This window comes from Lapillicoccus sp. (genome assembly GCF_036559105.1).
GTDB lineage: Bacteria > Actinomycetota > Actinomycetes > Actinomycetales > Dermatophilaceae > Lapillicoccus.
Window position 1 is genome coordinate 1 of sequence record NZ_DATBTV010000159.1, and the last position, 4,783, is coordinate 4,783.

Genomic DNA, 4,783 nt, shown 5'->3' on the forward strand with positions numbered 1-4,783 from the left:
CCCTTCGCGAGATGGGTGGCGCCGCCGAAGGCTGCGGTGGCGTAGAAGTGGTCGTCGTCGGCCGCGAACGTGACGCCCCAGAAGTTGCGGTCGGCCGGCGCGATCCTCTGCCCCTGGTCGATGAGGGTGTAGTCCTCGAGGTCGCTGCTGGTGCGGTCGGACAGGCGAGTGACGACGGTACGCGTGGAGAAGCTGGTCGCCGCATACGAGTCACCGGCGACGAAGCTCGTGGTGGCCGACAGCATCCCGTCGTCGCTGAGGCGCGCCCGACTGGGGCTGCCCGTCAGGGGGATAGGCGTCTTCGCCCCGGTGCCGTCGTCGTAGACGGTCGCCGTATAGGTGGTGACGATGCCTCGCTCCGAGGCCAGGCACAGCGTGTCGACGTGGGTGGAGAACACGCGGTCGCAGGCCAACGTCGTATAAGCGCGTGGCCCGCCGACATCGGAGAGCGGCACCATCGCCACTGTTCCGTACTGCGAACCGAGGGCGGTGTTGCGGAAGACGATGCGCGGCTTCGACTCGACGGACGCGAGTGCGGTGCTGGCCTCGGTGGGCTGGCCCTCCGCCTCCTGGGACTGCTGAGCCCTGGACACCGCGATGAAGGTGCCGGTACCGACGACCAGCACCACGGCCAGGACCGCCAGCACGACGAGCCGGAGGCGTTGGCTCACGCGGTGGCCTCGTCGACGGGCGTTCCCGCACCGCCCGTGCCGGTGGGTCGCAGGCCGCGAAGGAGCCACCACGCAACCGGGATGGCCAGCAGCAGCAGCCCGGCGTACGCGTACACCGCGGGACCTCGGCCCAAGGTTGCCCAGAGCACTCCGAAGAGCAGCGACGAGGCGAACCGCGCCACGGCGACGACCGTCTGCGTGGTGGCGATACCCACCGCCCGCACCGAGGTGGGGACGAGGCTGGCGGTCAGGGCCGCGAGCACGCCGTCGGTCGCTGCGTAGAACGCGCCCAGGAGCAGCAGGCACACGATGGTCGAGGCCAGCCCACCGCCCGGACCGGCGGCAGCGAGGTAAGCGCCCACCAGGAGGACGTGGCCACCCACGAGCACTCGCTGCCGCCCGATGCGGTCGGCGAGTCGGCCCACCGGGACGGCGAGCGCGAAGTACGCCACGTTGGTACCGACGAAGAGCAGCGGGAACCAGGTCGCCGCGAAGTCGTCGCGCTGCTGCAGGGAGAGGTAGAGGAAGCCGTCGCTGATGGCCAGGACGCTCAACAAGGCGGCGGCGGCGACCAGCCGACCCATTCCTGACCGGGCCATGACCGCCAAGGACGGGCGCACGGCTATTCGCCGGGTGTCGCCGCTGGCCCGACGCGGGCGCAGGTCGGGAACGACGAGGCCTAGGACTCCGAGGCCGAGGATGGCGGCGGCGAAGGACGCCACGAAGACCGAGGTGTAGTCCCCGGGGACGAGCCACAGGACCGTAAAGGCGACAAGTGGTCCGATGGCCGCTCCGGCGGTGTCGAGCGCCCGGTGGACACCGAACGCACGACCCAGCGACTCGGGCGGCGAGGCGGAGGCGATGAGGGCGTCGCGAGGACCAGTGCGCAGTCCCTTGCCGAGCCGATCGACGGTGATGACCGCGGTCAGGGCGACGAAGCCGTGCAGGGGGACCAGTAGCAGCTTGCTGACCGCCGACATCCCGTACCCCGCGAAGGCCACCCACTTCGGTCGGTCGGTCCGGTCCGAGTACCAACCGCCGAGGATCCGGACCAGCGCGCTCACGCCTTGGTACAGGCCGTCGATGAACCCGTAGGCCAAGGGCGTCAGACCGACCACCGCGGTGAGGTACACCGGCAGGATCGCCGACACCGATTCCGACGACACGTCGGTCAGCAGACTGACGACACCCAGCAGCACGACCGTGGGCGCGACCCGTCGGCTCGCCGTGGCGACAGTGGTGCTGCCCTCAGCGCCCTGACGAGGGCGTTCGGAGATGTACACCGGGCTCGCTTTCCTACCGTGTGGCGCGACCCCCCCGGCCACACCTTGCCTGGACAGGATAGGAAACCGAGACCGGCAAGACGGTCGCTTTCGGGCGATTTCACCGGAACGGCTCAAGGTGGCTAGACTTCTGCGGTTGCCTCGGCGAGGGACGCTGCACGGCCGGCCCGGCCCGCGCGTCCGTGATCGACAAGGACGGCGCCCGGGTTTCCCGGGTCCCCGTGTCGCGTCCCGCGTCGAGGCCGATCACCGGCCATCAGACCTGAGGAGCACCTTTCCATGCCCGAGATCAAGCTCGTCGCCGAGAAGCGCACGCAGTTCGGCAAGGGCGCGGCGCGCAAGATCCGCCGCGACCACAAGATCCCCGCCGTGCTCTACGGCCACGGAGCCGCACCCGTCCACATCACCCTGCCGGGCCACGACACGATGATGGCGCTGAAGAGCGCCAACGCCCTGCTCGACATCGAGGTCGATGGTGAGAGCCAGCTCGCGCTCGCCAAAGACATCCAGCGTGACGCCATCAAGCCGGTCATCGAGCACGTCGACCTGGTCATCGTCCGGCGCGGTGAGAAGGTCAACGTGGACGTGCCGGTCACGACCACCGGCGAGGCGGCGGCAGAGACCATGGTCACCCTCGACTCGCAGACCGTCGAGCTGTCGGTCCTCGCGACCCAGATTCCTGAGCACGTGGTCGTGTCGGTCAAGGGCCTCGAGGCCGGCACCCAGATTCTGGCGAGCCAGCTCGAGCTGCCGGAGGGCGCCGAGCTCCTGACCGACCCGGACGTCCTGGTCGTCAATGTCACGCAGCAGATCTCGGCCGAGGCGCTCGAGGCGGAGCTCGCCGAGGCCGAGGCCGAGGCCGGCATCGAGCACGAGGAGTCCGACGCCGAGGCGGCCGAGGCGGCCTCAGCCGAGGGCGAGTCCGAGTCCTCGACCGAGTCGACACCAGCGTCCGACGCCGGGTCCTCCGACTCCTGACATCAGCCGCACCCACGAACGGCCCGGTCCTGACGGACCGGGCCGTTCGGCATACTTGACGGTCGTGTCCGATCACGCGGTATGGCTGGTGGTCGGGCTCGGCAACCCTGGAGCCCGGTATGCGGGTAACCGCCACAACGTCGGGGAGATGGTCGTCCGCGACCTCGGCGCCCGTCACGACCTCGGGGCGCTGGCCGTGGGCACGCTGCGGAGCCGCGCCGGTCGCGCCGGCCCGTTCACGGCGCACCGGACCCGCGCCCTCGTGGACGAGGTCCGTCTCGGTGCGCCCGGCTCGGACCGGCCTCGGCTGGTGCTGGCCATTCCGACGACCTACATGAACGAGTCCGGCGGTCCGGTGAAGGCCCTGATGTCGTTCTATTCCATCGAGATCGGGCAGCTCGTCGTGGTGCACGACGAGCTCGACATACCGGCCGGGAACGTCAGGGTCAAGAAGGGCGGAGGCGAAGGTGGGCACAACGGGCTGCGCTCCCTCTCCGCGTCCCTCGGAACCAAGGACTACCTGAGGGTTCGGGTCGGCATCGGCCGGCCCCCCGGCCGGATGGACCCGGCCGACTTCGTGCTGCGGGATTTCTCGGCCACAGAGCGACGCGACCTCCCGCTGACCCTGGACACCGCCGCCGACGCGGTCGAGTCGCTCGTCGAGGTGGGGCTGCTGGCGACGCAGCAGCGCTTCCACTCGCTCTGAGCTAGCAATCGATAGTCCGATTTGCCTGGTACACACCGCTATTCCCAGCCGGACGGCCGAGGGTGGTCATCCCTTCGGACTATAGGCGGGCCAAACCGGTCACCCTAAAGTTCTTGGCGGGGCACAGTATCTCCAGCGGGATCTGGGGATCTATGTAGGCGCCGGACCAGTCCTTGGGGGGTCGGTCGGAGCGTGCGGGTGTCTGCTGCTGCGCTGTGCGCAGGGGCTACTTGACGATGCGTGGGGGAAGTCGTGACGGAGTATGTGAGGACGGTCGAGGACGCAGGCGTCAGCCGCGTCATCGGCGCCTCCAGCGATCTGGCGTCGCAGTCGTGGGCTTGGCTCGAAGGCCGGCGGGCCCCAGAGACGCGACGGGCACAGCGCGGTTGGCTTCGGGCCTACCGGTATCGCACGGTGGCAGGGGACTTCGCGGTCGCAATGGTGGCAGCGGTCGCAGCATCATGGGCCCGGTTCGGGACGGGTGAGTTCTGGGGCGGCTGGGCTCTCGCCATCGCCCCCCTGCTGTGGGTCGTGACGCTGGCCTTCGCGGGCACCTACCGGTTGCAGGTCCTCGGCGGGGGTTCGGACGAGTACCGCGCCATCAGCCGCGCGTTCGTCATCCTCGTCGGGCTGATCGCCGTGGTCAGCTACGTCGGGGCGTTCGACCTGCCGCGTGGGCTGGTCCTACCGCTCCTCCCGGCGATGTTCGTCGGGAGTCTCGTCATGCACTGGCTCTTCCGCAAGGGACTGATCCGCTCTCGCGTCGACGGGGAGGCATCGCTCAGCACCGTCGTGGTGGGCCGCGCCGACTCGGTCGCGCAGATGATCCGCGAGATCCAGTCGGCCCCGCAGGCCGGCATGAACATCGTCGGCGCCTGTGTCTCCGGGCTGGGCTCGACGTGGAGCGGTGAGCAGGTCATCGAGGGCGTCCGCGTGTTCGGACCGCCGGAGTCCGCACTGGCCGCCGTCGACTTCCTCGACGCCGAGATGGTTGCCGTCTCCAGCCATCCCGACCTCACCGGCGCGCCACTGCGCCGCCTCGGCTGGGCGCTGGCCGAGCGTCAAGTGGAGCTCGTCGTCTCCCCCGGCATCGTCGAGGTGGCCGGCCCCCGCCTGTCCCTTCGACCGGCCGCCGGTCTCTCCCT

The 4,783-nt window shown here is 69.9% G+C and carries 4 protein-coding genes and 1 pseudogene; 3 read left to right on the forward strand and 2 right to left on the reverse strand.

The features are described 5' to 3' along the window. Together VIG79_RS19010 and VIG79_RS19015 are read right to left on the reverse strand one after the other, a co-directional pair. Positions 1 to 671: pseudogene (locus VIG79_RS19010) on the reverse strand (hypothetical protein); the annotation flags it as partial. After that, on the reverse strand, positions 668 to 1,954 hold the full coding sequence (locus VIG79_RS19015; protein WP_331888533.1) for an MFS transporter: 1,287 nt from the start codon (positions 1,952 to 1,954) through the stop codon (positions 668 to 670). The pseudogene VIG79_RS19010 and the gene VIG79_RS19015, both read right to left, overlap by 4 nt. A 279-nt stretch (positions 1,955 to 2,233) precedes the next feature. On the opposite strand from VIG79_RS19015, the gene VIG79_RS19020 reads away from it, so the two are divergent. The 3 genes from VIG79_RS19020 to VIG79_RS19030 form a co-directional block, all read left to right on the forward strand. Beyond that, positions 2,234 to 2,932 (forward strand): 50S ribosomal protein L25/general stress protein Ctc, encoded by a 699-nt coding sequence (locus VIG79_RS19020; RefSeq protein WP_331888535.1) that lies wholly within the window; start codon positions 2,234 to 2,236, stop codon positions 2,930 to 2,932. A gap of 64 nt (positions 2,933 to 2,996) precedes the next feature. Then, positions 2,997 to 3,638 (forward strand): aminoacyl-tRNA hydrolase, encoded by a 642-nt coding sequence (gene pth / locus VIG79_RS19025; protein WP_331888537.1) that lies wholly within the window; start codon positions 2,997 to 2,999, stop codon positions 3,636 to 3,638. A 438-nt stretch (positions 3,639 to 4,076) separates the two neighbouring features. Further along, a partial coding sequence (locus VIG79_RS19030) for a nucleoside-diphosphate sugar epimerase/dehydratase (RefSeq protein WP_414672655.1) occupies positions 4,077 to 4,783 on the forward strand: 707 nt, incomplete at its 3' end.

Coding starts and splice junctions, on each gene's coding strand:
- VIG79_RS19020 (WP_331888535.1), top strand. CDS start 2,234: ATGCCCGAGATCAAGCTCGTCGCCGAGAAGCGCACGCAGTTCGGCAAG.